This window comes from Streptomyces sp. NPDC055013, from assembly GCF_053608645.1.
This window is the reverse complement of record NZ_JBSGVW010000089.1, coordinates 1-2,127: the sequence shown is the minus strand read 5'-3', so window position 1 is coordinate 2,127 and position 2,127 is coordinate 1. Positions and strand designations below refer to the sequence as shown.

3 protein-coding genes are annotated in these 2,127 nt (G+C 70.7%); 2 read left to right on the top strand and 1 reads right to left on the bottom strand.

The features are described 5' to 3' along the window. Positions 1-101: 101 nt before the first annotated feature. Positions 102-941: a chaplin gene (locus tag ACWGDB_RS41920; RefSeq protein ID WP_453827289.1), complete on the top strand. Its 840-nt coding sequence runs from the start codon at positions 102-104 to the stop codon at positions 939-941. A gap of 119 nt (positions 942-1,060) precedes the next feature. Here the strand turns inward: ACWGDB_RS41920 and ACWGDB_RS41915 are convergent, their stop codons facing one another. Then, positions 1,061-1,249 carry a DUF5703 family protein gene (locus tag ACWGDB_RS41915; protein WP_005485166.1) on the bottom strand — a complete coding sequence of 63 codons (189 nt, stop codon included), beginning with the start codon at positions 1,247-1,249 and terminating at the stop codon, positions 1,061-1,063. A 47-nt stretch (positions 1,250-1,296) separates the two neighbouring features. Between ACWGDB_RS41915 and ACWGDB_RS41910 the strand changes: the two genes are divergently transcribed. Next, positions 1,297-2,037, top strand: coding sequence for a hypothetical protein (locus ACWGDB_RS41910; protein WP_453827288.1), 741 nt, complete (start codon positions 1,297-1,299; stop codon positions 2,035-2,037). Positions 2,038-2,127: the final 90 nt, after the last annotated feature.

Genomic DNA, 2,127 nt, shown 5'->3' with positions numbered 1-2,127 from the left:
GCGCGTGCCATGCGCTCCGGGGCCGACCGGCCTTTTCTACAGCGTCGGTGGATTTCCGGCGTCGTATTTTCGGAACAAGGTCGAAGGCAGGTAACAAGCGAATGCGACAGGTCACCCGCAAGGGCCTGATGACCGTGGCGGCCGCGACCGGCATCGTCGCCGCCGTGGGCGGCGCCGCCCACGCGACCGGCTCGGGTGCGCACGGCTCCAGCGCGAACTCGCCCGGCGTGCTGTCGGGCAACACGGTGCAGGCGCCGGTGCACGTGCCGGTCAACGTCTGCGGCAACACGGTCGACGTCGTCGGGTTGCTCAACCCGGCGAGCGGCAACAGCTGTGGCAACCAGGGCGGCGGTTCGTCCGGCGGCCACGGCGGCTCAGGGGCGTCGGCCGGCGGGCACGCCACCGACTCGCCAGGCGTCGGCTCCGGCAACCATGTCCAGGCGCCGATCCATGTGCCGGTCAACGTGTGTGGCAACACCGTCGACGTCATCGGCATCGGCAACTCCGCCGAGGACAACGACTGCTCCAACAACGGCGGCGGAAGTCACACCCCGCCGGGCGGCGGTCACGAGAACCCGCCCGGGTCGCCGGAACAGCCGGGCAACCCCGGGAACCCTGAAAACCCCGGCAACCCCGAGCAGCCGGGCAACCCTGGGAACCCCGGAAACCCGGAGAACCCCGGCAACCCCGAGCAGCCGGGCAACCCCGTCGAGCCGGGCAACCCCGGTTCCCCGGGCACGCCGCCCGGCACGGGCGGCCTGACTCCGGGCGGCTCCTCGCAGGGCAACCACCCGGGCGCCCACTTCGTCACCCAGCCCCAGGGCGACGCCGAGCTCGCCCAGACCGGTGTCGACCTGCCGATGGGCCTCGCCCTGCCGGTCGGTGCGGGGGCGCTGCTCGCGGGCGCGGTGCTGTACCGCAAGGCACGGCCCTCGGCATAGGACGTAGGCGTCCGGCACGCAACGGAGCGGGCCCCGCCTCGGCGGGGCCCGCTCCGTGTGTTTCCTCTTCTGCTGTCCTGTCCGTCTGCGGTCCGTGTCTCGCTGTGTGGCCTCTCAGCTCACCATGTGGCCCGCACCTGTCGGATGATCCGGCGCCGCAGCCGCACCCTGCGGCTGCCGTCGCGCAGCAGGCTCAGGCGGTCCAACTCCCAGTGTCCGTACTCGGCATGGTCCGTCAGCAGGCGTGTGGCGTCCTTGCGGGAGACCCCGCGCGGTACGTACACGTCGACAAATTCGTATTCCGGCATCGCATCTATTGTGCGGGCTGGGGCCCGGTACGGATAGCGTCTGCACTATGTCTGATGCTGTGCAGCCCACCGCTGCCGAGGTACGCGCCGCCGCCGAGGCGGTCAAGACCGCGCTCGACCGTCACCTGGCCGCGGTCGAACGTCGGTCGGGTGAGGACGACCCGGCCGTCTATGAGGCGTTCAACGAGCTGGCCGCAGCCGCCGAGGTCTACGACGAGCTGCTCTACGACCGCTACGACGAGGTCACGCCCTTCGAGATCCCCGGTACGGAGGACGCCCTGCCGCCGTACACGGGACCCGAGGATCCGAACGCTGTGAGTGTGCTGATCCGCCGCGACTACGTCGTCGCGGAGCCGCAGCGACTGCGGGCGCATGCCGAGCGGATCGAGGCGGCGGACTACGACGACGGTACGGACGCGGATGCCTCCGGCACGGTGCACGGGGCGCTCGGCATCCTGTTCGGCGAGTTCGAGCCGGACGAGATCGCCTCCCGGCACAAGGAGTTCGGCCTGGAGGAGGGCGACTCCACGCTCTGGGTGACCGCGTCGGACGAGCAGCCCGAAGCCGGGGAATGGCTGGAGGCGCCCTTCGAGGGGGTCGATCCGCAGCGGGTGGTCTGCCGCTTCGACGTCAGCACGGTGTTCGACGAGGACCTGGACGACGTCGACGAGGCGGAGGACGGTGACGAGGAGGCCGACGAGGGCGACGGTGACGACGACCTCGAGGACGAACTCGACACGGATCTCGACGAGGAAGACGATCTGGAGCCACTGGACGCGGATCGCTGAGGCGGATCGCTGAGGCGGATCGCTGAGGCGATCACCGACGCGGGGCTCGGTCGTTTCGAGGCGGCGGCGGTCACGGATGAACACCGTGAC